This window comes from Agromyces cerinus (assembly GCF_016907835.1).
Taxonomy (GTDB): domain Bacteria; phylum Actinomycetota; class Actinomycetes; order Actinomycetales; family Microbacteriaceae; genus Agromyces; species Agromyces nitratus.
This window is the reverse complement of sequence record NZ_JAFBCT010000001.1, coordinates 2,571,376-2,595,009: the sequence shown is the minus strand read 5'-3', so window position 1 is coordinate 2,595,009 and position 23,634 is coordinate 2,571,376. Positions and strand designations below refer to the sequence as shown.

Annotated in this window: 24 protein-coding genes; 11 read left to right on the top strand and 13 right to left on the bottom strand. The window is 71.2% G+C overall.

What is annotated here, in order from left to right; all coding sequences use genetic code 11:
• On the top strand, window positions 1–1,593 hold the full coding sequence (locus JOE59_RS12105) for an ABC-F family ATP-binding cassette domain-containing protein (protein WP_204460784.1): 1,593 nt from the start codon (window positions 1–3) through the stop codon (window positions 1,591–1,593).
• 12 nt (window positions 1,594–1,605) lie between these two features.
• Here JOE59_RS12105 and JOE59_RS12100 read toward each other — a convergent pair whose 3' ends face one another.
• Both JOE59_RS12100 and JOE59_RS12095 read right to left on the bottom strand, forming a co-directional pair.
• Entirely contained in the window at window positions 1,606–2,205 is a 600-nt protein-coding gene (locus JOE59_RS12100) for a hypothetical protein (RefSeq protein ID WP_204460781.1), read from the bottom strand.
• Window positions 2,206–2,440: 235 nt separating this feature from the next.
• The gene (locus JOE59_RS12095) at window positions 2,441–3,130 is read right to left on the bottom strand and encodes a TetR/AcrR family transcriptional regulator (RefSeq protein ID WP_204460779.1); all 690 of its coding nucleotides are present in this window, start codon (window positions 3,128–3,130) and stop codon (window positions 2,441–2,443) included.
• Between the two features lie 101 nt (window positions 3,131–3,231).
• Between JOE59_RS12095 and JOE59_RS12090 the strand changes: the two genes are divergently transcribed.
• Window positions 3,232–4,296 (top strand): NAD(P)-dependent alcohol dehydrogenase, encoded by a 1,065-nt coding sequence (locus tag JOE59_RS12090; protein WP_204460778.1) that lies wholly within the window; start codon window positions 3,232–3,234, stop codon window positions 4,294–4,296.
• 120 nt (window positions 4,297–4,416) lie between these two features.
• Here the strand turns inward: JOE59_RS12090 and JOE59_RS12085 are convergent, their stop codons facing one another.
• Both JOE59_RS12085 and JOE59_RS12080 read right to left on the bottom strand, forming a co-directional pair.
• Window positions 4,417–5,820, bottom strand: coding sequence for an HNH endonuclease signature motif containing protein (locus JOE59_RS12085; RefSeq protein ID WP_204460777.1), 1,404 nt, complete (start codon window positions 5,818–5,820; stop codon window positions 4,417–4,419).
• A gap of 101 nt (window positions 5,821–5,921) precedes the next feature.
• Window positions 5,922–6,530, bottom strand: a complete 609-nt coding sequence (locus JOE59_RS12080) for a TetR/AcrR family transcriptional regulator (protein ID WP_204460776.1) — start codon at window positions 6,528–6,530, stop codon at window positions 5,922–5,924.
• Window positions 6,531–6,666: 136 nt separating this feature from the next.
• Between JOE59_RS12080 and JOE59_RS12075 the strand changes: the two genes are divergently transcribed.
• Together JOE59_RS12075 and JOE59_RS12070 are read left to right on the top strand one after the other, a co-directional pair.
• On the top strand, window positions 6,667–8,037 hold the full coding sequence (locus JOE59_RS12075) for an NAD(P)/FAD-dependent oxidoreductase (RefSeq protein WP_204460775.1): 1,371 nt from the start codon (window positions 6,667–6,669) through the stop codon (window positions 8,035–8,037).
• Between the two features lie 74 nt (window positions 8,038–8,111).
• Complete coding sequence (locus JOE59_RS12070) at window positions 8,112–8,492, top strand: cupin domain-containing protein (protein ID WP_239560232.1); 381 nt, start codon at window positions 8,112–8,114, stop codon at window positions 8,490–8,492.
• On the opposite strand, the gene JOE59_RS12065 is transcribed toward JOE59_RS12070, so the two are convergent.
• From JOE59_RS12065 to JOE59_RS12055, 3 genes are all read right to left on the bottom strand, one after another.
• Window positions 8,468–9,754 (bottom strand): glycosyltransferase, encoded by a 1,287-nt coding sequence (locus tag JOE59_RS12065; protein ID WP_204460774.1) that lies wholly within the window; start codon window positions 9,752–9,754, stop codon window positions 8,468–8,470. The two genes, JOE59_RS12070 and JOE59_RS12065, sit on opposite strands and share 25 nt — an antisense overlap.
• A 75-nt stretch (window positions 9,755–9,829) precedes the next feature.
• The gene (locus JOE59_RS12060) at window positions 9,830–11,395 is read right to left on the bottom strand and encodes a multicopper oxidase family protein (RefSeq protein ID WP_204460773.1); all 1,566 of its coding nucleotides are present in this window, start codon (window positions 11,393–11,395) and stop codon (window positions 9,830–9,832) included.
• Window positions 11,379–11,882, bottom strand: a complete 504-nt coding sequence (locus JOE59_RS12055; protein WP_204460772.1) for a hypothetical protein — start codon at window positions 11,880–11,882, stop codon at window positions 11,379–11,381. Before JOE59_RS12055 ends, JOE59_RS12060 begins: the two co-directional genes overlap by 17 nt.
• 199 nt (window positions 11,883–12,081) lie before the next feature.
• Between JOE59_RS12055 and JOE59_RS19115 the strand changes: the two genes are divergently transcribed.
• From JOE59_RS19115 to JOE59_RS12030, 5 genes are all read left to right on the top strand, one after another.
• Window positions 12,082–14,157 carry a sensor histidine kinase gene (locus tag JOE59_RS19115; protein ID WP_204460770.1) on the top strand — a complete coding sequence of 692 codons (2,076 nt, stop codon included), beginning with the start codon at window positions 12,082–12,084 and terminating at the stop codon, window positions 14,155–14,157.
• Window positions 14,150–14,842, top strand: a complete 693-nt coding sequence (locus JOE59_RS12045) for a response regulator transcription factor (RefSeq protein WP_239560231.1) — start codon at window positions 14,150–14,152, stop codon at window positions 14,840–14,842. Before JOE59_RS19115 ends, JOE59_RS12045 begins: the two co-directional genes overlap by 8 nt.
• Window positions 14,839–15,297 (top strand): nitroreductase/quinone reductase family protein, encoded by a 459-nt coding sequence (locus JOE59_RS12040; protein WP_204460767.1) that lies wholly within the window; start codon window positions 14,839–14,841, stop codon window positions 15,295–15,297. Before JOE59_RS12045 ends, JOE59_RS12040 begins: the two co-directional genes overlap by 4 nt.
• A gap of 75 nt (window positions 15,298–15,372) precedes the next feature.
• Window positions 15,373–15,855 carry a dehydrogenase gene (locus JOE59_RS12035; protein WP_204460765.1) on the top strand — a complete coding sequence of 161 codons (483 nt, stop codon included), beginning with the start codon at window positions 15,373–15,375 and terminating at the stop codon, window positions 15,853–15,855.
• Between the two features lie 93 nt (window positions 15,856–15,948).
• A complete protein-coding gene (locus JOE59_RS12030) occupies window positions 15,949–18,384 on the top strand; it encodes an HAD-IC family P-type ATPase (protein ID WP_204460763.1) in 2,436 nt (811 codons plus the stop codon).
• Here JOE59_RS12030 and JOE59_RS12025 read toward each other — a convergent pair.
• Genes JOE59_RS12025 through JOE59_RS12005 form a run of 5 tightly spaced genes read right to left on the bottom strand, consistent with a single transcriptional unit; the run spans window position 18,317 to window position 20,982 of the window.
• Window positions 18,317–18,724 (bottom strand): hypothetical protein, encoded by a 408-nt coding sequence (locus JOE59_RS12025; protein ID WP_204460760.1) that lies wholly within the window; start codon window positions 18,722–18,724, stop codon window positions 18,317–18,319. The genes JOE59_RS12030 and JOE59_RS12025 overlap by 68 nt on opposite strands.
• Before the next feature lie 28 nt (window positions 18,725–18,752).
• Entirely contained in the window at window positions 18,753–19,184 is a 432-nt protein-coding gene (locus tag JOE59_RS12020) for a hypothetical protein (RefSeq protein WP_307837045.1), read from the bottom strand.
• A gap of 42 nt (window positions 19,185–19,226) precedes the next feature.
• Window positions 19,227–19,535 (bottom strand): hypothetical protein, encoded by a 309-nt coding sequence (locus JOE59_RS12015; protein WP_204460758.1) that lies wholly within the window; start codon window positions 19,533–19,535, stop codon window positions 19,227–19,229.
• Window positions 19,532–20,188, bottom strand: coding sequence for a CatA-like O-acetyltransferase (locus JOE59_RS12010; RefSeq protein ID WP_204460757.1), 657 nt, complete (start codon window positions 20,186–20,188; stop codon window positions 19,532–19,534). Before JOE59_RS12010 ends, JOE59_RS12015 begins: the two co-directional genes overlap by 4 nt.
• A 53-nt stretch (window positions 20,189–20,241) precedes the next feature.
• Window positions 20,242–20,982 carry a GbsR/MarR family transcriptional regulator gene (locus tag JOE59_RS12005; RefSeq protein ID WP_204460756.1) on the bottom strand — a complete coding sequence of 247 codons (741 nt, stop codon included), beginning with the start codon at window positions 20,980–20,982 and terminating at the stop codon, window positions 20,242–20,244.
• Between the two features lie 236 nt (window positions 20,983–21,218).
• Here JOE59_RS12005 and JOE59_RS12000 point away from each other — a divergent pair, with 236 nt between their 5' ends.
• The gene (locus tag JOE59_RS12000) at window positions 21,219–21,890 is read left to right on the top strand and encodes a DUF4097 family beta strand repeat-containing protein (RefSeq protein ID WP_239560229.1); all 672 of its coding nucleotides are present in this window, start codon (window positions 21,219–21,221) and stop codon (window positions 21,888–21,890) included.
• A gap of 111 nt (window positions 21,891–22,001) precedes the next feature.
• On the opposite strand, the gene JOE59_RS11995 is transcribed toward JOE59_RS12000, so the two are convergent.
• The gene (locus tag JOE59_RS11995) at window positions 22,002–22,424 is read right to left on the bottom strand and encodes an acyl-CoA thioesterase (RefSeq protein ID WP_204460755.1); all 423 of its coding nucleotides are present in this window, start codon (window positions 22,422–22,424) and stop codon (window positions 22,002–22,004) included.
• Window positions 22,425–22,552: 128 nt separating this feature from the next.
• On the opposite strand from JOE59_RS11995, the gene JOE59_RS11990 reads away from it, so the two are divergent.
• Window positions 22,553–23,620 carry a winged helix DNA-binding domain-containing protein gene (locus tag JOE59_RS11990; RefSeq protein ID WP_204460754.1) on the top strand — a complete coding sequence of 356 codons (1,068 nt, stop codon included), beginning with the start codon at window positions 22,553–22,555 and terminating at the stop codon, window positions 23,618–23,620.
• Window positions 23,621–23,634: the final 14 nt, after the last annotated feature.

The window sequence follows — 23,634 nt, the reverse complement described above, 5'->3', positions numbered from 1 at the left end:
GTGAGCCTGATCCGCCTGAACGACGTCAGCATCGAGTTCGACGGACGCCCGGTGCTGAAGGAGGCGTTCCTGAAGCTGAAGCAGGGCGACCGGGTCGGCCTCATCGGCAAGAACGGCACCGGCAAGACGAGCCTGCTCGAGGTCGTGCTCGGGCGGCGCGAGCCGAGCGGCGGCACCCGTGACGTCACGCTCGGCACCACGATCGGGTACTTCTCGCAGTTCTCTGAGCTCGACGGCGAGCAGAGCATCCAGCAGATCCTGAGCGGCCACTTCGCGCAGGTGCACGAGACGCAGGCGCGCCTCGACGAGATCGGCATGGCCCTCGCCGAGCCGATGGCGGATGACGCGATGACGCGCCTCCTGACCGAGCAGGGCGAGCTCTTCGAGCGCATGGACCACATCGGCGGCTGGACCTACGAGACCACGATCGACACGGTGCTCACCCGCCTCGGCTTCGACGAGGAGCGGCGGAGCCTTGCGGTCGGGCGCCTGTCGGGCGGATGGCGCAACCGCGCTGCGCTCGCGCAGATCCTCGTGCAGTCGCCCGACGTGCTGCTGCTCGACGAGCCGACGAACTTCCTCGACCTCGACGGCGTGAAGTGGATCGAGAACTGGCTCTCGGGCTTCGCGGGCGCGGTGCTCGTCGTCTCGCACGACCGGCAGTTCCTCGACGGGGTGGTCACGCGCATCATCGAGCTCGAGAACTACCGCCTGCAGGAGTACGAGGGCGACTACTCGGCGTACGTGCACGCGAAGCAGTCGCGACTCAAGATGCTCGAGAAGCAGTTCGCGCACGAAGAGGAACTGCTCGCCTACGAGCAGGCCGCGTCGGCTGCGCGCCGCGAGGCCGCCCGCAACCCGTCGAACGCGGTCGCGCGCCGTCTCGCCGACATCAAGAAGCGGCAGGCGCCGCGCCCGATCGACCAGATCATCACGGGAATCTACGAGGGGCTGCGGGTCTCGAACGACCTGCTCACCGTGACGGGGCTGACGAAGAGCTTCGGCGGAGCGCCGCTGTTCGAGGGCCTCTCGTTCGACCTGCGCCGTGGCGACCGCGTCGCGGTGCTCGGCTCGAACGGCTCGGGCAAGTCGACGCTGCTCGACGTGCTGACCGGCGAGACCGAGGCCGACTTCGGCACGGTGCGCTGGGCCAAGGGCGCCAGGTACGTCTCGTACAACCGGGTCTACGCCGAGCTCGACCTCGAAGACACCGTCGGCCATGCAGTGAACGCCTACCCCGACTCGCTCGCGTTCACCGCGACGAAGAAGAGCGTCGGCCGGTTCCTCGCGATGCTGCAGTTCTCGGAGGCCGACCTCAAGCAGAAGATCGGCACGCTCTCGGGCGGTCAGCGTGCCCGTGTCGCGATCGCGCAGTGCCTGCTCTCGGGGGCGGCGGTGATCGTGCTCGACGAGCCGACGAACCACCTCGACATCACCTCGACGCAGGTCATGGAGCGGGCGCTGACGCACTTCCCGGGCGCCGTGATCGTGGTCAGCCACGACCGGTTCTTCGTCGACAAGCTCGCCGACCGGCTGCTCGTCTTCGACGGCACGGCTCGCGTGCGTGAGACGGCGGCCACCGGGGCGCTCTGAGCGACTGGTGTACTACACCCCTCGGTGAGCCGGCGCGTCAGCCGAGCGGTCGACGGATGCCGCGGCTGCACGCCTGAGGCGTCGGGCGCCCACCCGGCCCCACGGCTTGAACACCGAGAGGGTCATGGCCACGATCACGGCCGTCGACGAGACGATCGGCGGGAACACCATGGTCGACGTCACCTCGAGCGAGGCGCCGGTCGCGAGCGTGTCGAGCGCCGCGCCGGCGAGTTCCTCGGTGCCCGGCGCGAGCACCAGCACCACGAGGGTGACGAGCACGAGGTTCAGCGCGAGCTTCGCGAGCACCCACCAGTACCGCACGAGTCCGAACTTCGAGCCGAGGCCGAGCACAGTGCCGGTCGCGAGGGTGAGCAGCCCGATCGTGATGAGCGGCCAGGTCGCGAAGGTGGCGATGCTCGCGGCCGCGGCGGCCGCCGGCTGCGCCTCGGCGGTGAACGCGGTGACGACCAGGATGCCGAGTACGAGGTCGAGCCCGAGCCACGATCCCGCGGAGGCGATGTGGGTGACGAGCACGAGCTTTCTCGTGCGCGGCGACAGCCGGAATCGACTCCGAGTCGGCGGCGCGTCCGAACGGAGGGTGATCGTCGACATGGTCGTTCCTCTCATGATGAGCGTGATGTCGTCGTCGTGCTCGCACCAGCATCACCGCGGCGCGCCCCATCGGCATCCGCCCGGGGGAGGCATCCGCTGTACACCCGCTGCAGTACTGGCGCCAGATGCGGTCAGGGTCGAGCCGTGACGGTGGACGAATCTGCGGGGCGCCGGGGGTCAGGCAGCCGCCCCGCCGGTCGAGGAGCGACGACGGAGCGTATCGAGACCCCCGGGCTCAGGTGGGCTGCGCCGCCCGGCGCAGCTCGAGGCCCTCGAGCAGCAGGTCGAGCCCGAACTCGAACTCGGTCTGGTCGTCGCACCAGCCGAGGGTGGACTCGGGGTCGTCGTGCACGACCTCGGCGAGCATCGCGGCCAGGTGCGGGGCGAGTGCGGCGAGCTGCTCGAGCTCTCGCGGTGCCGGAGCCGGGCCGTCGTCGCTGAGCTCCTGCACGTAGCCGTACATGCGGCTGCCGACGGCATGCAGCGAGTGGTGGATGAGGTCGTGCGACATGCCGCCGGCCCGCATGATGCCGACGACGCCGTCGACGTGGCGCATCGCGTTCGGCCCCGAGGCACCGCGCGCATTCATGACGTTCGGCAGCCACGGATGCCGCAGCAGCACGCGCCTTGCACCGAGGATGCGCGCGCGGAGGGCGGGCGCCCAGCTCGAGGCATCCGTTGCGGGGGGAGGTGCGAAGCCGCCGACCTCGTGCTCGATCTCGGCGAAGACGACCTCGACGAGACCGTCGAGGATCGCGTCCTTGTTGGGCAGGTGGTAGTAGATCGACATCGCCTCGACGCCGAGCTGCTCGGCGAGGGCGCGCATCGTGAGCGCCTCGATGCCGTCACGGTCGGCCAGTTGCAGGGCGGCCTGCAGCACGCTCTCGCGAGTGAGCTGGGGGCGCACGACGGACCGTTGCGGCATGACCTCACCTTACAACGTCAGGCAATCGTCCCCGAGTACTGGACGCGGCGTGGTCGACGGCGTATCTTACGCCGTAAGTCTTACAACGTAAGGGAGCTGTCATGTCCACCGAATCACGTCTGCCGGCGACATCCGCCATCACCCGAACCACGATGCGCGCCGCCGTCGCAACGCGCTTCGGCGGGCCCGAGGTCGTGCACGTCGCCGAGGTGTCGAGGCCCGAGCCGGGGCCCGGCGAACTCCTCGTGCGGGTGCGCGCCTCGACGGTGAGCATCGCCGACCACCGCCTGCGGAGCCGCAGCGTGCCGCGGGGCCTGGGGGCGGTCGTCGGGCCGGTCATCGGGTTCTTCCGGCCGAAGAAGCCGGTGCTCGGCATGGAAGCGTCGGGCGTCGTCGAATCCGCAGGGCCGGGCGTCACGACGTTCGCACCCGGTGACGAGGTCATCGTGATGCGCGGCGCGCGCATGGGCTGCCACGCGGAGTTCGTCATCGTCGACGCCGACGGCGAGGTCGCGCCGAAGCCCGCGAACCTCTCGTTCGAGGAGGCCGCCGCGATCGTGTTCGGCGGCCACACCGCCCTGCGCTACCTCGACGGGGTGACGATCGGGCCCGGCAGTCGGGTGCTCGTGAACGGCGCCTCGGGTGCGGTCGGGTCCGCGGTCGTGCAGCTCGCAGCGGCCAGGGGTGCGCACGTGACCGCCGTGACGAGCGGGCGCAACGCCGAGCTCGTGCGCTCCCTCGGTGCGAACGAGGTCGTCGACTACACCCGCGAGGACTTCGCGGCTCGCGATCGGTCGGACGAGGCTCCCGCCGAAGGTGACCCCTCCGGTGATCCCCGCTATGACGTGATCGTGGAATGCGTGGGCAACGCGCCGTTCGGCCGGGTCGCCCATCTGCTCCGGCCGGGCGGCGCGCTGCTGCTCGTCATCGCCGACCTGCCCGGCATGCTGGCCGCCGGTATGCAGTCCCGCCGGAGCGGCCTCGTGGTCGACCATCGCGGTGGTCGCATGGGGCGCGAAGGCATGGAGCGGCTCACGGCGCTCGCCGAATCAAGGGAGCTGCGGCCCGTCATCGATCGCACCTTCGACCTCGACGAGATCGTCGAGGCGCACCGCTACGTCGACACCGGCCGGAAGCGGGGGAGCGTGGTGCTCCGCGTCGGGTGAAACGTCGGCAGCGGCAGCGGCAGAGGCCGCGACCACTGCTCGCAGCATTCGGCCGCGCACGACGGCGGATCAGTGGTCGCAGCACCCCGCCGCGCACGACGGCGGTGTCATGCGGCCCGGTCACGCGGCGGTGCCGGGTCTTCGTTCGAGTCGGTCGGCCAGTCTCGTCGGTGACTTCGTCGCGGGATGCCAGTGGCCGTCGGGGTCGAGCCATGCGGGTGGACGGATCTGCGGTGCGCCGCGGATCATGCGGATGCCCCACCCCGAGCTCTCGATCGTGCGGTGGTGGAACCAGCAGAGCAGCACCCCGTTGTCAGGATGAGTGGGGCCGCCATCGACGTCGGGGATCACGTGGTGGATCTCGCACCACGACGCCGGCACGCTGCAGCCCGGGATGACGCAGCCGCCGTCGCGGAGGATGATCGCACGGCGCTGGTGCGGGGTGAAGCAGCGCTCGGCTGAGCCGAGTCGTATGATGCGGCCGTGGTCGTCGAAGGCGACCCGCTGCATGCCGCCGGTGCAGATCAGCTGCCGTGCCGCACGGAGCGAAACGGGGATCTCGATGCCGTCGGCGTGTGCGACGCCGCGTCCGGTCTCGAGGTCAGTGGCGCGAACACTGACGAGCACCGTGGGCGGGGTGCCGCCGATGCTCGGGTGTTCGCCCGAGCGGGCGGCGGCCTGGATGATCGCCGCGACCACGTCGTGGCGCTGCTGCTCGGCGGTTCGCTGCTCACCGTTGCGATCGAGGTCAGCACGGGCTTCGGCGGTCATGAAGCCGCCGCCCGATCGAGGTGCGAGGTGCGCGTCGAACAGGCGCCGCAGCCCGCCCGCGACTTCGGGCAGGAGCTCGCCGCTGACGGGGATGAGTCCGTCGCGTGCCCGGCCGAGCCGGAAGCCCCGTCGTCGCATCGTACGTTCGTCGTCGGGCTCCGCGCCGTCTTGATCGAGGAACGCCGCCCACACCTGCGCCTGGACTCGGAGTTCGTCTGCGCTGCAGCGCACCGGGCCGGCGGCACCTGATGCGATGGCCGCCGCGACCAGTTCGTGCTCGGCGCTCGCGAGGTCGGATGGGTCGGCGACCCGCCGGGTGGCGTCGAGTTCGCGGACGATCGTGCCCGCGGCATCCGCCCCGAGCGCGCCGTCGGCCAGCGCCGCCGCGACCTGGGGAAAGCGTGCCGGCAGCGGGTCGCCGGTCAGGCTGCGGCGCGACCGTGTGGCGGCGCCGAGCGCGATGCGCCGCCGCGCCTCGACGCCGGCGACCTGCGTCACTCGCTCGACCAGCTCGGCGACGGTGCGGCAGCCGCGCCGGGTCGACAACCGTTCGCCGCCGAGCTCGACCCGCGAGCGTTCGCCGATCTCGGCGGCGCACGCCGCACGATGGGCGTCGACCACCCGGCCGACCGCCTCGATCGCAGTGGTCGCGGCGAGCAGCTCGTCATCGGACCAGCCGGCGGGGTCGCCGACGTGCACGACGTCGAGGAGCGAGGATCGCACCTCTTCGAGTGCATCGGCGAGTGGGTTCATGGCTCAATCCTGCCGCCACCCACCGACATTCGCGTCGGCATGAAACCGCTGGTCAGGCTGTGAATAACTCGGCAGCTCGGCCGCTTGTGGAGGAGGAGTCGTTACGCGAGCGTCCGCCCGAACACGAGCGTGCGCAGCAGCACCTCGAGGGAGGCCTGCACGCGCGCATCGGTCCACGCGGTCGGGTCCTCGACGGCCTTGACCTCGTAGCCGCGGCAGTAGAGGTAGAGGATGTCGGCGAGGTGCGCGGCCGTCTCGAGATCGACGGATGCCCCGTCGCGTTCGACGTGCTCGGCGCCCGCGAGGAACTTGTCGTACGTGGCATCCGTCACCCGCCGCACGACCCGGTAGGCCTGCTCGTTCGCTCCGCGCACGTCGGCGATGACCTCGATCCAGAGGCTGCGCAGCACGTTCTCCTCAGGGTCGGAGGTGCACATCCACCGGGCGAGCGCGGCGAGGCGCTCGACGCCGACGAGATCACCGAGGTGCTCGCGACGCTCGACGTCCCATTGCGTGCGGGCGTGATCGAGGGCGTTCGCCATGAGGTGGGCCCGCGAGGGCACGAAGTTCGTGATGTAGGCGGTCGAGCGACCGAGGCGCTCGGCGACGGCGCGAAGGGTCACGGCGCGGGTGCCGCGCTCGCGGGCCACCTCGACGGTCGCCCTGGCGATGTCGGCGAGGCGTTCGTCGGTGTCGACGTCGATCGGCACGGGCCCTCCCTCTCTCCTGATGACGCGCTGTCGGCTGTTGACAGCCTGCCAGCTTCGGCGCTACGTTTCAAAACATTGTTGTAAAACACGTCGATATTTCGGCATCGCACCCGAACTTCACCGGAGAGGATCACGCATGACCGCGAACGGCGGAGTCTCGTTCTGGCTGCAACAGGTCGGCCTGCCGGCACCCCGCCCCGCCCTGCCCGGCGACCTCGACGTCGACGTCGCGATCGTCGGCGCCGGCTACACCGGCCTCTGGACGGCGTACTACCTGAAGCGCGACCAGCCCGACCTGCGCGTCGCCGTGCTCGAACGCCGCTTCGCCGGGTACGGCGCCTCGGGCCGCAACGGCGGATGGCTCACCAACTCGGTCACCGGCGGTCGCGAGCAGTACGTGAAGACGCACGGCCGCGACGCCGCGATCGCGCAGCAGGTCGCCCTCAACGCGACGGTCGACGAGGTCATCGCCGTCACGGCCGCCGAGGGCATCGACGCCGACCTGCACAAGGGCGGCGAACTCGAGGTCGCCTACACGCCGGCGCAGCTCGCCCGGCTGAAGTCCTACGCCGCGGCCGAGCAGTCGTGGCCGGCCACGGATGTCGAACTCCTCGACGCGAAGCAGGCGGCCGCCCGGGTGAACGTCGCGGGCCTCCTCGGCGCGGCCTGGCACCCGCACTGCGCGCGAGTGCACCCCGCGAAGCTCGCGCTCGGCCTCGCCGCCGCAGTCGAACGCCTCGGCGTGACGATCTACGAGAACACCACGGTCACCGAGATCCGCCCGGGCGAGGCGCGCACCGACCACGGCACCGTGCGCGCGGCCCACGTGCTGCGCGCCACCGAGGGCTTCACGCCCGACCTCCGCGGCGAGCACCGAACGTGGCTGCCGATGAACTCGTCGCTCATCGTGACCGAGCCGCTCGCGGCATCCGTGTGGAACGAGATCGGCTGGAACGGCCGCGAGGTGCTCGGCGACCTGGCGCACGTCTACATGTACGCGCAGCGCACCGCCGACGACCGCATCGCGTTCGGCGGCCGCGGCGTGCCCTACCGCTACGGTTCGCGCGTCGACCAGGACGGCCGCACCCAGCAGGCCACGATCGACAGCCTCGGCGCACTGCTCGCACGCTTCTTCCCTGCAGCAGCGGATGCCGCGATCGACCACGCCTGGTCGGGGGTGCTCGGCGTGCCGCGCGACTGGGCGGCCACCGTCGGTCACGATCCAACGACCGGGCTCGGCTGGGCCGGCGGCTACGTCGGCACCGGTGTGACCGCCACGAACCTCGCCGGGCGCACCCTGCGCGACCTCGTGCTCGGCCGCGACACCGAGCTCACCCGCCTGCCGTGGGTGGGTCACCGCGCACGCAAGTGGGAGATCGAGCCGCTGCGCTGGCTCGCGGTGCAGGCCATCTACGGCGCGTACCACGCCGCCGATCGCGCCGAGCTGCGCGGCCGCGCGACCACGTCGCCGATCGCCCACGTCGCCGACCTCGTCGCCGGTCGCTGACTCGCAGACGCAGACGCAGACGCAGACGCAGACGCGGACGCAGGCGCACGCGCAGGCGCTGACGAACGACGACGATGACCGGAGGAACCATGGACCAGCACCACGCCGCCCCGACCGTCGCCGGGCTCCGCCCGCTCGGGCGCGACCTCGGCGAGCGCTCGCCGAAGCCGACCGCCGCGACCGACGGCATGCTCGAGGCATCGGACTCGCTCTGGGGTCGCGCGGGCCTCGACGTCGGCTACTGGGAGTGCACGCCCGGCCGCTTCACCGCCACCCGCGACGGCTACGCCGAGATCTGCCAGATCCTCGCGGGGCGCGTCACCATCGAGGTCGAGGGGGAGGAACCCGTCACCCTCGAGCCCGGCGACACCCTCGTCATGCCGAGCGGATGGCGCGGGGTGTGGGCGGTGCACGAGACGGTGCGCAAGCTCTACGTGATCGTCGACGACGCCTGATCCCGCGCAGGGCCCTCGAGTTCGTCGAGCAGTGCGCTGCCCGCGACATCCCTCGCAATCGCCTCACCGAGCTTCGCCGCAGCCTGCCGGTAGCGGTCGTCGCCGAGCACCTCGCCGACCGCCCGAGCGATGCGCTGCGTCGAGGAGCGGCGCGAGATCGCGACCCCGGCCCCTCGCTCCGTGACGCGTACGGCATTGTCGGCCTGGTCGCGGCCGTGATGCAGGATCACGAGCGGAAGCCCAGCGGCGAGCGTCTTGATCACGGTGCCGTGGCCGCCATGCGTCACGACGAGGCTCGCCTCGCGCAGCACGAGACGATGCGGGGCGGATGCCACCACGCTCACGTTCGCCGGAGCGCGGATCGCACCGGGCAGCACGGCCGGCCCCGTGGTGACGACGCCGCGCACGGGCAGCTCGCCGAGCGCGTCGGTGATGCGCTGCAGGCACTCGACGTGGTTCTGGAAGGTCGACGACATGGCCACGAGCACGAGCGGGTCGTCGCCGTCGGGCGGTGTCCACGTCTCGTCGGCGGCCCACTCCGGGTCGTCGAGGATCGGCCCGACGTAGCGTGCGTTCGCGGGCAGCTCGGCGGGGAAGTCGAACGCCGCCGAGGTGAGCACGAGCTGCCGATGCGCGTGCTGCATCTGGTTCCACATCGTCGCGACCGCGTCGAGGTCGTGGTCGGTGCGCACGGCGTTGAGCGGTGCCAGCGCGTAGTGGTCGAAGAGCCGCCTGCCCGCCGCTCCGAACGCCCGGTCGCGCAATGCCCCCAACGCGCCGTGCCCCGGGGCGAGCCCGACACCGAACGGCGGCATGCCCTTCGCCGGCAGCGCGTAGGTGTTCGGCATCAGCAGGTCGAACGGCACACCGCGCGACTCGGCCGCGATCATCGCGCCGACCGCGAATGACGAGACCACGACGAGATCGGGCCGGAGCTCGTCGATCGCCGCCGCCGTGTCGGCGGCCTGCACGGGGGCGGGGCCGACGATCATCTCCTCGGCCATTCCGCGCGCGATGCCGGGCGGGGTGCGGATCGCCCAGTCGTGGAACGGCTCCATCACCCGCCCCGTCGTCGGCCGGAACCTCGCGCCGGCCAGCAGCGCCGGCCGCTCCAACGCGTCGTCGGCGAGCACGGTGACGTGGTGGCCGCGTTCGGCGAGTCGGCGTGCGACCCCGATCTCGGGAGGCACCGTGCCGCCGGCGTCGCTGAGCACGAACAGGTAGGTGCGTGCAGCCGGTCGATCCGCCTCGTCGTCGCTCATGCGCGGCACGCTACTCCCCGGGCTGGGTGGCGGCATCCGTGGTGGCGCTGAACGCCGGTCGCGGCACGGTGACCGTCACTCCGGGCGGTTGCCCGCGTCGCCGTTGATGGTGAACGGCGTCGTGACGCCCTCGTACATGACGTGGGCGACGAGGCCGTCGACCGCGTGGGGGAGGGTGTGGCAGTGGTCGCTCCAGATGCCGGGGTTGTCGGCGACGAATGCGATGTCGTAGGACTCGCCCGGGTGCACGTCGAGCGAGTCGACGACCCACGGGCTGCCGGAGGCCGCGACGCCGTCGCGGGAGAGCACCACGACGTGGTGGCCGTGCAAGTGCATGGGGTGCACGTCGCCCGAGTCGTTGCGCAGGTGCATCACGACGACATCGCCCTCGGCGACGTCGAACATGGGCACGTCGGGGAACATGCGGCCGTTGATGGTCCAGAAGTTGCCGGGGCGGCCGTCGATGATGCCGAAGCGGCGGGCGATCACGTAGTCGTACGAGCGGTCGGGCGCCGAGGGGTCGAACGACAGCGGCGCCGGACTGCCGTAGGCGAGCAGGTCGAGCGTCTGCGAGGGCTGCCGCACGGGCGGGGCGGATGCCTCGGGCGCCGCAGGGTCCCCGATCAGCATGCTCCGGGCGCCGCCCACGTGCAGGCGCACGGCTTCACCGGCCGCGGGCGCCTGCACCGCGACATCCGCTCGCCCGCCGGCGGGGATGAGCACCCGTTGCTCCTCGACGTCCGTCGGCCGGTTCACCTCTTGCCCGTCGATCGCGACGACGCGGAACGGCTCGGCCGACCACACCGAGGCGGTGCCCTGGTCGGTGTTGATGACGCGCACCCGCACGATCGCGCCGGGCTCGGCCTCGACGCGCTCGTCGCCGACCCGGCCGTTCAGGGTGTGCTGGCCGCCGTAGACGTGCAGCAGTGCGGTGACGTCGCGCGATGCGGCATTGCTCGACGCCGCAGCGCTCGACGGGTCGGATGCCGCGGCGGGCTCGATCACGATCGCGCCGAGCAGCCCGCGTTCGACCTGCACGTGCGACACCTGGTGCGAGTGGTACCAGTACGTGCCGGCATCCGTCGCCTCGAAGCGGTAGACGTGACGGCCGCCGACCGGCACGGCGTCCTGCGTGATGCCGGCGACGCCGTCGGCCGCGTTCGGCACGTCGATGCCGTGCCAGTGCAGCGTCGCGCCGTCGGTCACCGACTCGTTGACGAGCTCGACCTCGACGAGGTCGCCCTGCCGGGCGCGGATCTCGGGCCCGGGCGACGTGCCATTGACCGTGTACCCCTCGATCGACCGCCCGCCCGGCACGTCGACGGTGCCCTCGCGGGCGACGAGTTCGACCTGCACGTCGGCGGGGCGGTCGGGGTCGGCGACGAGCGAGGTCACGCTCACCGCGTCGGCGGCTCCGCCGGTTCCGGATGCCTCGGCCGCACCCTGCCCGCCGGCCGCGTGCCCGCCGTGGCCGTCGGCTCCTGCCCCGACGTCGCCGTTGCCGCCGTGCCCGCCGCCCATCGTCATGACCGAGTACTCGCCGAGCAGCGTCGAACTCCAAGCCAGTGCTCCGGCGCCGAGCGCGGTCGTGACCGCGACGCCGACGACGGCGCACCGGAAGAGCTCACGCCGAGACGGCATTCGAGGTCGCCTCCTCAGAGGCGGCACCTGCGTCGGCACCGGGGCCGGAGTCGGCGGCCGCCCGGGGCATCCGTCGCACCCGCATCGCCGCGATGACCGCTGCGGCCACCACGGCGAGCGCGTTCGCGCCGTGGATCAGCCCGAGGTAGGGCAGGTCGGTCAGCGAGAACCCGAGCACGACCTGCAGCACGATGAGCGCGAGGGTGAGCGTCGCCCAGAGGCGCGCGCCCTTCACCCGCACGAAGAACGAGACGACGAGCAGCACGACCGCGAGCAGCGGCAGCAACCCGGCGCCGCCGATCGCGTGGATCCAGAAGCCGAGTTCGCCGACGCCGCCGGCTCCGCCGCTCTCGAGCAGCGCCTTGTCGATGACGTCGCCCTCGGACACGCGGTTGAGCACGCCGCCGAACGCGAACGCGATCGCCGCCGCCTGCACGACGACGCCCGCGGCGATGGCCCAGGCCAGTCCGGAGTAGAACCTGCGCATGATGTGCCTCCCTGTTCGTGCGGGCCGTCGGACGCGGCATCCGCTCGTCTCCCACCGTCGCGGCCGGGCAGCGCCGCCGGAACGCGGGTGACCCGACACCGCATGGCGGCCTGCTGCACAGCGGGTGGGGGCCGGCTGCTAAGGGGTGGTCGTGGCAGACCCCCTCCCGCGAAGCGCCCGACAGGAGGACGATGGAATCGTGGTCCGCAGGTGGGTGTGCCTTGCGACGCTCGGCCCGATCGGGGTCGCGTCACTGGTCTACATCGTCGTCATGCGCGGCTTCCTCGACCCCGACGTCAACTCGGACCACGGGCTCGCCTGGCCGCTGCTCGGGGCGCTGCCGCTGTTCGTGTTCGGCATGTGGCTGCTCACGGTGTCGGCCTCGCGCATCGCCCTGCTCATCGGGCTCGGGGCGACCGCGATGCTCGTGGGCTCGGCGTACGAGACGTACGTGCATCTCAACCTGGACATCCTCGCGGAACCGTGGTTCCCGCTCGTCAACATGCTCGGCCTCACCGCTGATGCGGTCGCGACGTCGACGCTGCTGGTGGTGTTCGCGACCTTCCCCGACGGTGTTCCCGAGCATCGCTGGCAGCGGATCGCGGCGCTCTTCCTCTGGACCCCGGTGCTCGTGGGCCCGCTCACCCTGCTCACGACCCCGCACGTCGTGATGTCGCAGTTCATCGGCATCAGCGGCGAGTCGATCCCCAACCCCTACGTGGTGCCGTGGCTCGAGTGGGCCGCCCCCGCCGTGCACTACCTCGTCGAACAGTCGTGGGCGGCCGTTGCACTCGGCGTCACGGTGCTCGGCTCCCGAGCGCTCTTCGGCGAACCCGAGGTGCGTGCTCGCACCCGGGTGATGGGCCTGGCGGTCGTCTCGGCGATGGTGGCGTTCGTGCTGTGGACGTTCGTGCCGGGCGTCTGGGGCATCGAATTCCTCGTCTACGCGTCGATGATCGCCATTCCGGTCGCGGCGATCCACGGCATCCTCCGTTACGGGGCGTTCGACATCGGGCCGGGCGATCGCGGTGTACTCGTCGAACGCTCGTCGAACCTGCTCATCACGGTCGTCTACGCGGCCGGGGTCGCGACGCCCGCCCTGCTGCTGACGCCCCCGCTCAGGACTGTGCCCGCGATCCTGATCACGACGCTGCTCGCGGTCGTGCTGCTGCCCGTCCGCAGCTGGATGCAACGGCGACTCCACCGCGCCCTGTTCGGCGACCGCGAGCGGCAGTTCACCATGCTGAGTGAGCTCGGCGCGCAACTCGAACGGGCCGGCGACCCGCGAGAGCTGCTCACGAGACTGGCTGAAGCGGTCCGCGTCGGGCTCGACGCCTCGTGGGTGCGGATCCGCCTGGTGTCGACGGACGGCACCCTCGCCGCAGTGCCCCTGGGCGTCGCCGGCGACGAGGTCGGCGAGTCGGTCGAGTCGTGCGACCTCGTGCACGGCGACGAGACGCTCGGCCGCATCGAGCTCGGGCCCCGGCACCGGGGCGAGTACTCCGACGACGAGCGCACGATGCTGCGCACGGTCGCGGGTCAGGCCGCGGCATCCGTCGCCAATGTGCTGCTGACCGCGCAGCTCGCCGCGCAGCTCGACGAACTGACCGCCTCGCGCGAGCGCCTCGTCGCGGTGCAGGACGACGAGCGCCGGCGCCTCGAGCGCGACCTGCACGACGGCATCCAGCAGGACGTCGTGGCCCAGATCGCCGGGCTGCGTCTGGCCCGCAACCGGCTGCAGCGGGGCGAGCTCACGGCGGCGGAACTCGAGGAGCTGCAGGACCAGGCCCGGATGACCCTCACCGACCTGCGCGAGCTCGCCCGGGGCATCCACCCGCCCGTGCTGAGCGACAACGGGCTCGTGGCCGCCGTCGAGTCGGGGGTGGCGCGGTTCCCCATCCCGCTCACGGTCGAGGCGGGGGAGCAGGTGCGGGCCGAGCGATTCCCCGACGAGGTCGAGACGACCGCCTACTACGTCGTGCGCGAGGCGCTCGCGAACACCGCGAAGCACGCGAACGCGACGCACGCGTCGGTGGGACTCGCGCGCAGCGACGGGCACCTCCGCATCGCGATCAGCGACGACGGATGCGGCATCGGCCCTGCCGCCTCGGCCTCGCACGGCGGCCTCGCGAACATCCGCGACCGGGTCGCCGCACTGCGGGGCACGGTGCGCGTGTCGCCGAACGAGCCGTCGGGCACGGTCGTGCTCGTCGAGTTGCCACTCGACGGCGTCGCGCCCGCGGCATCCGCTCGGGAGGAGGCTCCGGTTGGATGACCCGGGCGTGCTGCGCGTCGTGATCGCCGAGGACAACTACCTCGTGCGGGAGGGCGTGCGGCGCCTCCTCGAGGACTCCGGCGAGGTCGACGTGGTCGCCGCGGTCGGCAACGGCACCGAGTTGCTCGACGCCGTTCGCCGCCTCGCGCCGCACGCGGTGCTCACCGACATCCGCATGCCGCCGGGCCATCACATGGAGGGCATCGAGGCCGCGCACGCCATCCGCGCCTCGTCGCCGTCGACCGGGGTGGTCGTGCTCTCGCAGCACGCCGACGAAAGCTATGCGCTCGCCCTCTTCGCCGACGGGTCGGCGGGTCTCGGCTACCTGCTGAAGGACCGCATCGGCGACCTCGAGGACCTCGTGCACGCGCTGCACGAGGTGCACGCCGGTGGCTCGGTGATCGATCCGCAGATCGTCGACACCCTCGTGCGACGCCGCAGCGCCTCGGGGGCGTCGAGCCCGCTCTCCACCCTGTCGCCGCGCGAGCTCGAGGTGCTCCGCGAGATGGCCGCGGGCAAGACCAACGCGGGCATCGAGCAGGCGCTCTTCCTGTCGACATCGACGGTCGAGAAGCACGTGAACGCGATCTTCACGAAGCTGCGGCTGCCCGAGACGGGGGTGCACCGTCGGGTGGCTGCGGTGCTGGCCTTCCTGCAGAACGACGGAACGGAGGCGATGTCATGAGCTTCGATACGCGGAACGGCACTCGAGGCGCCCGCCAGCCGGGTCGTGGCCGGCTCGAGCGCTGGGGCAACCAGCGCATGGCGGAGCGCATCCGCAGAAGGGGCGCACGGAGCGGCGACAAGCTCGTGCTGATCACGATCGGCAAGAAGACCGGCGTCGAGCGGATGACTCCGGTGCGATGGTTCCCCGCCGATGGCGGCACGAGGTTCATCGTGGCGTCGGCGAACGGTGCCGCCCGCAACCCGTCCTGGTACTACAACCTCGCCGCCCATCCCGATCGGGTGCGCATCGAGTACGCCGGGCGGCGCGTCGAGGTGACGGCCGAGCAGCTCCACGGCGCCGAGCGCGACGCCGCGTGGCGGCGGATCACCGCGCAGGCGTCGGGATTCGCCAGGTACGAGCGCCTCACCGACCGGCAGATCCCGGTGATCCGCCTCACGCCCGTCGCCCGCTGACGCTGCGGGAGGTCTGCGACGTGCAGTCGACCCCGATCCCGGCGAGAATGGGAGGCGACGCAAAAGGGGTACGGCATGGGTGAGCAGACAGCAGATTCGACGACGGATGCATCGGCGGCGACCTCGACGGCCACCGCTGCGCAGGCACCGCACGGTCCGGGCCATCACGCCCTCGGCTGCCCCGAGTGCTTCGAGGAGCTGCAGCGCAACCAGGACTGGTGGAAGGCGCGCCCCGAGGGTGCGCGTCTCGTCGGTCTCGTCGTCGCGCGCGATGACATGCCCTCGGTCGTCGAGCAGCGCAACGACCTCGCAGACTTCGGCGTCGCCATCCTCGACTTCAAGCATCCCGCGGCCGAGGCGCCCGAGACCTGGGAGCAGCGGCTCGGCCGCCTGTTCGGCACCCTGCGGGCGGGCGACGTGCTCGTCGTGGCGAACGAACGCGCGCTCGGCCAGAACCGCGACGAGGTCACGCGCACGATCCGCACGCTTGCCCGTCACAACCTCGTGGTCAAGGTGCTGAGCCACGGCGCCCCGCACCTCGAAGACGCGCGCGGCTGACGCCCCACCGACGCCCCGGCGCGACCGACCCGACCGACCTGCCCGCGTGACCGCCCCCTGCGTCCGTCGCCCGATCGCCGATAGTCTCCCGACATGAGCGCGACGGACGTCGAGACGGTGGGCCTCACGAACGCCGAGGTGGCCGAGCGCGTCGCCGACGGTCGATCGAACGCGTTCTCGCAGCAGTCGAGCCGCAGCGTCTCGAGCATCATCCGCGCGAACGTGCTCACGTTGTTCAACGGCATCATCGCCACCTGCTTCCTCGTGCTGCTGCTGCTCGGCCGCTGGCAGGACGCCCTGTTCGGCATCAGCGCCATCGCGAACACCGTCATCGGCTCGGTGCAGGAGTTCCGTGCGAAGGCTGCGCTCGACAAGCTGGCGCTGCTGCACGCCCCCCACGCGCGGGTGCGGCGCGACGGCGCGGTGACCGAGGTCGCCGTCGGCGACGTCGTGCTCGACGACCGGCTCGTGCTGCGGGCGGGCGACCAGGTTCCGGCCGACGCGCGCGTCGCGGCATCCGCTCGACTGCAGCTCGACGAGTCGATGCTCACGGGGGAGTCCGATGCCGTCGACAAGGCGCCGGGCGACGACGTGCTCTCGGGCTCGGTGGTGATCGCCGGCGAGGGTGAGGCCATCGTGGTGCGCGCGGGCGCCGACTCGTTCGCGAACAAGCTCGCCTCCGAGGCGAAGAAGTTCTCGCTCGTCTCGAGCGAGCTGCGATCGTCGATCGACAAGGTGCTGCGCGTCGTCGCGTGGATCGTCGGCCCGATCGCGCTGCTCGTCTTCAACGCGCAGATGTACGTGTTCGGCGGGTGGGAGCAGGCGATCGAGTCGGGCGACTGGCGCCAGGCGGCCGTCAACACGATCGCGGCGATCGTCGCGATGATCCCGCTCGGCCTGGTGCTCATGACGAGCATCACCTTCGCGGTCGGTGCGGTGAAGCTCGCACGGCAGCAGGTGCTCGTACAGGAGCTCGCCGCGGTCGAGGGCCTCGCCCGGGTCGACCTGATCTGCCTCGACAAGACCGGCACCCTCACCGAGGGCAGCATCGTCTTCGACGCCGAGCACCCGCTCGGTACGGCCGCCGATGACGTCGCCGGCGACCCCGCAGGATGGCGGCGCGTGCTCGCCTGGTACGGCGGGGAGCCCGACGCGAACGCCACGGCCCGCTGCCTCGCCGAGCCCTACGACGACGTGCCGGCGGTCGCCCCCGTCGCGCGCATCCCGTTCTCGTCGGCGCGCAAATGGAGCGCGGTCGCCTTCGCACCGGGCGCAGCGGGTGCAGCGGGCACGGATGTCGCGGGCAGCTGGGTGCTCGGCGGCCCCGAGATGGTCTTCCCCGACAACCGGCTCGCCGGCGAGTCGCGTGAGCTCGCGTCATCCGGTCTGCGCACGCTCGTGCTCGCCCGCAGCGCCGAGCCGCTCGACGAATCGGCGGAGTCGCTGCCTGCCGGGCTCGAACCGGTCGCCCTGCTGACCTTCCGCGAGCGCATCCGGCCGGATGCCGCGGAGACCCTCGCGTACTTCGCCGAACAGGGCGTGGACGTGCGCATCATCTCGGGCGACAACCCCGCCACGGTCGCGGCGATCGCCCGCAGCGTCGGGCTCGATGCGGAGGGCGGCTTCGACGCCCGGCAGCTGCCCGAAGACCCGGCCGAGCTCGCGGCCGTGCTCGCGCAGCACCTCGTGTTCGGGCGCGTCACGCCCGACCAGAAGAAGGCGATCGTGATCGCGCTGAAGCAGGCCGGGCACACCGTGGCGATGACGGGCGACGGCGTCAACGACGCGCTCGCGATCAAGGAGGCCGACATCGGCATCGCGATGGAGTCGGGGTCGGCGGCGACCAAGGCGGTCGCGCGGATCGTGCTGCTCGACGGCAGGTTCTCGCACCTGCCGCGCGTGGTCGCCGAAGGGCGTCAGGTGATCGCGAACATCGAGCGCGTCTCGATGCTGTTCCTCACCAAGACGGTCTGGGCCACCGGGCTCGCCCTGCTCTTCGGGGTGTTCGTGCTCGCGTTCCCGTTCCTGCCGCGCCAGCTCTCGGTGGTCGACGGCCTCACGATCGGCATTCCCGCGTTCTTCCTCGCCCTCATGCCGAATGCGCGGCGCTACGTGCCCGGGTTCCTGCGGCGGTCGCTGAGCTTCGCGATCCCGGCCGGCATCGTGGTGGCGCTCGCCGTGTTCTTCTACAGCTGGGCCGCGACGCAGGCGGGCATCGGCGAGGACGAGCTGCGCACGGGCTCGACCCTGCTGCTCACGATCATCGGGCTCTGGGTGCTCATCGTGCTCTCACGGCCGATCGACGGGTGGAAGATCCTCATCATCGGCTCGATGATGGTGGGCCTCATCCTCGTCTACTCCGTGCCGCTCGCCACGGAGTTCCTGGTGTTCGTCGACCCGTCGCTGGTGACGGCGACGCTCGTGCTCCTCGTGTCGGCCGTGAGCATCGGTGCGATCGAGGTCATCCGGTTCGTGCATCGCCGGTACGTGCGAAGAACCGCGCAGTTCGACCCGTCCACAACACCGTGATCGAGGCCGCTGCGAGCACGAGGTCGACGATCACGAACCAGCGACCCGGCGAGGCGATCAGGATCACCACGTCGAGCGCGATGGTGATGTCGAGCAGCACGGTGACGAGCACCCGGGCGTCGTTGCGGGCACGTGTGAGGCCCGAGGCGATCGCGATCACGAAGAGGCCGAGCAGCACGATGCAGGCGCCGACGATCGTGACGACCGCGCGCTCGCCTTCAGTCAGTTCGGGAATGTAGCGGGCGAAGATGAGCGCGATGCCCACGAGCACCGCGACGAACCCGTTGAGGTAGCCGAGCACGACGGCGACGACGAGCTCGGGCGGTGGCCGGTGGATCATATCGGCGACCCTAGTCGAGCGGCCGTCGTCACGCCGTGCCGTCGCGCGGCCGGGTGCGGTCGACGAGCAGGCGGATGCCGGCACGCGCGAGCATGAGCACGACGATGAGCAGCGTGACGGAGAAGAACCCGCCGAGCTGCACGGCGTCGCCGAACACGAGATCGGTGAGCCACAGGATGACGAACTTGCTGCCGGCGCCGAGCAGCATCAGGAGCGCCGCATTCAGCGTCTTGCCCGCGGGCGTGCGCGCGGCGCGCACCCGATCGAGGATCCGCGTCTTCAGCACCGCGATGACCTCGAGCGCCAGCTTGAACAGTACGGCGGTCAGGAGCGACACGAGGAACGACTCGGTGATGACGTTCGGCAGGAACTGCGTGAACAGCCCGAGCACTACGAGGTAGACGAACACGTCGACCAGGTCGACGGCGCGGATCCGCACGCTGGCTCCCTCGGTCGTCACGGTCGTTCGTGCCGGGGCGACGGCCGCGACAGCGTTCGCAGGCTACACCCGCACACGGATGCGGCCGGCAAGGAACGGCAGTGCCGGTGCCCGGTACACGAGCGCGGGCGCGTGGTGCGGTTCGAGCGCGATGTCGGCGCGTCCGAAGCGCCACAGGCGGTTGAACAGGTACACGCCGATCACCGCGGTCTCGTCGGCCGGCAGTTGCCAGGTGCCGACTCCCCACTGCGCGGGTTGGCCGAGGCCCCCGATCACGAGCGTGGGCCTGACCCGGCCGTAGAGCGCGAACCACGGCTTGTGCAGGGTCAGTTCGATGCGCCGGGTCGGCGATGCGGGCTGAGCGGATGTCACGCGCCCACCCAGCTCGCATCGCCCATGAGCGCTTCGAGGTCGCCCAGCAGCTGTGCCGTGTGGAACCCGTCGGCGGCGGCATGGTGGATCTGCACGGCGACCGGCAGCAGCGTGCGGCCGTCGCGCTCGACGTACCGTCCGAGCGTGAAGATCGGCAGCAGGTGGCCCGTGCCGCCGTCGATCTGCAGCGTGAATCCGGTGAAGCTCGTCCACGGCAGGCTCGACACGTCGAACGCGTTCGGCGGCAGCCCGCCCTGCGGGAACATGGTGGTCGCGCTCGACGCGGTGGCGAGCAGCTCGGCGGCCTGCTCGTGGAAGCGGCCGAAGTCGGGGTCGTACGGCGCCCAGACCGCGGCGAACGTCTCGCGCTCGGCGTTGAACACCGTGAATGCGGGGTGCACGACGGGCCAGCTCGCCGGCTCGCCGGCGTCGGTCAGCGCCATGCGGAACTCCCGGTACCGGTTCACGACGGTCGCGATCGCCCAGATCTGCGCGACGTACGTCTTGCGTGACGAGGCGCGCAGCGCCGCCGCGAACGCCGTCGCATCGATCTCGACGGTCATGGCGTAGGTGCACGGCACACGGTCGCGGTAGTGCTCGAACGCCTCACGCCGGGTCCAGGTGGTGAGATCGATCAGGTCAGGGCTGGTCATCCCTCGATCGTCGCAGGTCGCGCTCGTTCGCACTGCATGAGCCGCGACATCCGTCAGCGTTCATCAGCGCTCGTCGCATTCGTGGCGGGCATCGTCGAGAGGATGTCCCGTGCCTGCTCCGCGGCCCGGCTGATGCTCTCGGCGACGAAGTCCACGAAGCGGGCCATGTTCTGGAGTCGGTTGCCGGCGGGCGTGTCGCGTCCGAAGACGTTGACGCCGCGCCTGGCGGCCTCGGCGAGCTCGGCGTTGGAGCGTGCCGCGGCGATCATCGACTGGTACCAGGCGTCGTTGTCGGCCGAGTAGCGTTCGCGTCGGCCGGCCTCGACCTCCCGGCGCACGAGTCCCACGTTCTCGAGCAGCGCGACCGCCTTGGAGACCGATGCCGGGCTGACCCGGAGGCGCTGCACCAGCTCGGCCGAGGTCAGGCTGCCGGCGTCGGAGGTGTAGAGGCAGGTCAGCACCGAGGCCGCCATGCGGGGGAGTCCCGACTGCATGAGGATCGTGATGAACGCCTCCTCGTACTCGTGCACCGCGTCGGCATCGCGGCCATGGGCCGGTGCGGGCGCGTGCTGCCCGCGCGGTGCCACCGGCTTGCGCTGATGGGTGCGGCGCTCCGTGGCCCGTTGCGCGAGATCGGCACGGTAGGCCGCCGGGCCGCCGTTGCGCATCACCTCGCGGGTGATCGTCGAGGTCGGGCGATCGAGGCGCCTGGCGATCTCGGCGTAGGCGAGGTCGTCGGCCAGGCCCATCGCGATCTGCTGGCGTTCGTGCTGGGTGAGTCTGCCTCCCGGCATGTCGGCCTCCTTCGTCGACGGATGCCTCCAGTATGACCTTCGTTCCCTATCCATTGCAACGCGCGCTCGGTCGCTTCATTGCGTTAGCTTCAGCCCGCTGCAACGATTATGCCGCTCTCATCAGGAGTTTTCGAGAGGTGGTGCAATTCTCTTGTTGTGCAATGTGTGAACGCAACGTAGCGTTACCAACATAAGAAACATCAACTGAATGCAACACCGACTGAGAAGGAATCATCATGCTGCAGAAGTTCGACACCACCGCCCCCATCGCCGCCGTGCTCGACATCTCGGCGGGCCGCGTGCAGGTCATCGCCGCCGACCGGGCCGACACCGTGGTCGAGGTTCGCCCCGCCAACGCGGCGAAGAGCCGCGACGTGAAGATGGCCGAAGAGACGACGGTCGAGTACCGCGACGGCGTGCTGCGCGTCGCGACGCCCGCCGGCAACCAGATCCTCGGCCCGTCGGGATCGGTCGAGGTCACGGTGCAGCTGCCCGCCGGATCGCGCGTCGAGGCGAAGGCCGCCGCCGCGGAGTTCCGCGGCGTCGGGCGCCTCGGCGACGTCGCCTTCGACGGAGCCAACGGCACGATCAAGATCGACGAGGCAGCGAGCCTGCGGCTCTCGGCCCTCGCCGGCGACGTCGTGGTCGGCCGACTCAACGGCCCGGCGGAGATCAGCACCCAGAAGGGCGACATCCGCATCGTCGAGGCCGTGCGCGGCTCGGTCGTGCTGAGCGCGCAGGCCGGCAACCTGTCGGTCGGCGTCGTGCCCGGGGCATCCGCCACGCTCGACGCCGGCACCACCTACGGCCGCGTGCAGAACTCGCTCAACAACACCAAGGGCGCCGACGCCGAACTCGCCATCACGGCGACCACCGCGTACGGCGACATCGAGGCCCGGAGCCTCTGACTCTCGAGATCACCCCGTCGCGCCGAGCCGCCGACGCCCGCACCGGGCGCCGGCGGCTTCGGCTGTGAACGGTGCCGCCCGCCGACGCTTCTCGTCGTCGATGCGGGTGCGTCAGTCGCCGGGTTCGAAGAAGAGCGCCTGGAGTTCGTCGGGCCAGTCCGTGGCGCGCCGCGTGCGGCCGTCGACGTGGGCCACGACCATGAGGCACGTCGAGACCGTCGTGCCCGCGGCATCCGTCATCGTGCACTCGATCATCGCGTCGGGGCCTCGGAACTCGCGCACGAAGGAGGTGATCGAGACCTCCTGGTCCGCGGTCACCGGCCTGATGAAGTCGATCTCCATGCGCCGCACCCACGTCATGAAACCCAGTGAGCCGAGGGTGGGCAGATCCCAGCCGGCGTACGTCGCCAGCCCCTCCATGCGGTGGTCGGCGAAGTACCTGGCGTAGTTGCCGGTGCTCACGTGCTGGAACGGATCGAGCTCCGAGAAGGCGATGCGGTGCACGGTCTCGTAGACGATCGGCGTCGTCGTCATCGAACCCTCCTCGGAGCTCGCGGGCACGTCGCGGCACAGGCTACGCCGATGCGGCGGATCCGGCCACCACGGCCGATTCCGCGGCGTGCGCTCTGGTACTCGGTGCCTGGCGCAAATACCCTGCAGGGGTGATCACCGATCGAGACCTCGCCCGCTGGCGACTGCACTCGCAACTGCTCGCCGCACCCGTCGCGACCGCCGAAGACGTGGTGCGTACCCTGACTGCGGTGCAGGCCGAGAACGCCGCGCAGTCGGCGTGGGCGGTCGCCACGCGGACGGCCTCGCCCGACCAGGCTGATCTGGCCGGCGCGCTCGCCGACGGGCGAGTGCTGCGCATCCACGTGCTGCGCTCGACCTGGCACTACGTGCACGCCGACGACGCGCTCTGGCTGCAGGAGCTCACCGCGCCGCGGGTGATGCCGATCTTCGAGCAGCAGCTGCAGCCGATCGCGAGCCGATTGGAGGCGCTCGGCGCTGCGATCGAGGAGATGCTCGCGGAGTCGCCCGACCGCACCCGAGGCGACCTCGCCGAGGGCCTCGCCGAACGGGGCGAGCAGCTCACCGGCCAGCAGCTCATGCTGCTGCTCGGTCGACTCGAGGTGCAGAGCCTCGTCTGCAGCGGTGCGCCGCGCGACGGCGAGCACACCTATGCCCGCTTCACCGACCGCGTGCCCGACCCGCGCCGACTCGAACGCGACGAGGCGCTCGCCGAACTCGCCCTGCGCTATTTCACGTCGCACGGGCCGGCGACCGATCGCGACCTCGCCTACTGGGCGACCCTCACGGTGACCGACGTGCGGCGGGGCATCGCTGCGGCCGGCGATCGACTCGACTCCTTCGAGCACGACGGCCGAACGTTCTGGCACCTGCCCGGCGAAGCCCCGGCATCCGCTGCGCCAGCCGGCCACCTGCTGCAGGTGCTCGACGAGATGTACCGCGGCTATCAGGACTCGCGCTGGGTCATCGACGCCGACGGCGTGGTGCCGCGGGCGCGCGAGGCCGCCATCGGCATGGCGCTCGTCGACGCGCAGCTCGTGGCCGGCATGAAGCGCACCGTGTCGGCGAAGGCGGTCACGTTCGCGATGCATCCGCACCGCACGCTGTCGACGCGCGAAGTCGAGGCGATTCAGGATGCCGCGGCGCGCTACGGCGACTTCCTCGGGCTCGAGGCGAGGGTGCAGCTCGACGCCGGCTGAAGCACCCGCCGTCT

Bases quoted from the DNA above. Each gene is read 5' to 3' on its own strand.
- JOE59_RS12100 (WP_204460781.1), bottom strand. From the start codon at position 2,205: ATGTCGACGATCACCCTCCGTTCGGACGCGCCGCCGACTCGGAGTCGA.
- JOE59_RS12095 (WP_204460779.1), bottom strand. From the start codon at position 3,130: ATGCCGCAACGGTCCGTCGTGCGCCCCCAGCTCACTCGCGAGAGCGTG.
- JOE59_RS12090 (WP_204460778.1), top strand. From the start codon at position 3,232: ATGTCCACCGAATCACGTCTGCCGGCGACATCCGCCATCACCCGAACC.
- JOE59_RS12085 (WP_204460777.1), bottom strand. From the start codon at position 5,820: ATGAACCCACTCGCCGATGCACTCGAAGAGGTGCGATCCTCGCTCCTC.
- JOE59_RS12075 (WP_204460775.1), top strand. From the start codon at position 6,667: ATGACCGCGAACGGCGGAGTCTCGTTCTGGCTGCAACAGGTCGGCCTG.
- JOE59_RS12070 (WP_239560232.1), top strand. From the start codon at position 8,112: ATGACCGGAGGAACCATGGACCAGCACCACGCCGCCCCGACCGTCGCC.
- JOE59_RS12065 (WP_204460774.1), bottom strand. From the start codon at position 9,754: ATGAGCGACGACGAGGCGGATCGACCGGCTGCACGCACCTACCTGTTC.
- JOE59_RS12060 (WP_204460773.1), bottom strand. From the start codon at position 11,395: ATGCCGTCTCGGCGTGAGCTCTTCCGGTGCGCCGTCGTCGGCGTCGCG.
- JOE59_RS12055 (WP_204460772.1), bottom strand. From the start codon at position 11,882: ATGCGCAGGTTCTACTCCGGACTGGCCTGGGCCATCGCCGCGGGCGTC.
- JOE59_RS12040 (WP_204460767.1), top strand. From the start codon at position 14,839: ATGAGCTTCGATACGCGGAACGGCACTCGAGGCGCCCGCCAGCCGGGT.
- JOE59_RS12035 (WP_204460765.1), top strand. From the start codon at position 15,373: ATGGGTGAGCAGACAGCAGATTCGACGACGGATGCATCGGCGGCGACC.
- JOE59_RS12030 (WP_204460763.1), top strand. From the start codon at position 15,949: ATGAGCGCGACGGACGTCGAGACGGTGGGCCTCACGAACGCCGAGGTG.
- JOE59_RS12025 (WP_204460760.1), bottom strand. From the start codon at position 18,724: ATGATCCACCGGCCACCGCCCGAGCTCGTCGTCGCCGTCGTGCTCGGC.
- JOE59_RS12010 (WP_204460757.1), bottom strand. From the start codon at position 20,188: ATGACCAGCCCTGACCTGATCGATCTCACCACCTGGACCCGGCGTGAG.
- JOE59_RS12005 (WP_204460756.1), bottom strand. From the start codon at position 20,982: ATGCCGGGAGGCAGACTCACCCAGCACGAACGCCAGCAGATCGCGATG.
- JOE59_RS12000 (WP_239560229.1), top strand. From the start codon at position 21,219: ATGCTGCAGAAGTTCGACACCACCGCCCCCATCGCCGCCGTGCTCGAC.
- JOE59_RS11995 (WP_204460755.1), bottom strand. From the start codon at position 22,424: ATGACGACGACGCCGATCGTCTACGAGACCGTGCACCGCATCGCCTTC.